Origin of the sequence: Corallococcus sp. AB049A (assembly GCF_003668885.1) — a bacterium.
GTDB lineage: Bacteria > Myxococcota > Myxococcia > Myxococcales > Myxococcaceae > Corallococcus > Corallococcus interemptor.
Genome location: NZ_RAWL01001050.1, coordinates 1 through 459, shown reverse-complemented (window position 1 = coordinate 459; position 459 = coordinate 1). Strand labels below are relative to the sequence as shown.

Here is a 459-nt window from a genome sequence, read left to right as displayed (position 1 = left end):
GTCGATTTGCCCATGACGCCCTCGTCGGACATGATTTACCCCCGCAATGACCGGATTCGACCGTACTTACTGTAGCGGCTGGAGTTGGGGGTCTAGTCGGCTGGCAGGTCGGTCTCGAGGTCGTCATGGTGGGAGCGGCGCCGAACGATTGCCCACACGATCCCCAACACGACGAACCAGATAGGAGCAGCAAGCAAGGCTTGAAGTGTGTCGTCAGCTCCAGTGAGAAGGACAATGACAAAGACGAAGAAAGCGAGTACGACCCACGGCATGAAACTGGCGCCGGGCATCGGATAGATCGACTTGGCATGAGCTTTAGGGTTGCGTCGTACGTGGACGATATGGCTGATGAGGATCATGCTCCATACGAAGACGAACAGCACCGCCGACACCGTCGTAACGAGTGTGAATGCTCCCATGACCGAGTCTTTCGCGGCGAGGATGAGGGCCGATCCGATG

General features: G+C 57.5%; 1 protein-coding gene. It reads right to left on the bottom strand.

Annotated features, from left to right (window positions below):
• Positions 1-92: 92 nt before the first annotated feature.
• Positions 93-459, bottom strand: a 367-nt coding sequence (locus D7X55_RS40815) for a hypothetical protein (protein ID WP_255425068.1), incomplete at its 5' end; no start/stop codon positions are given.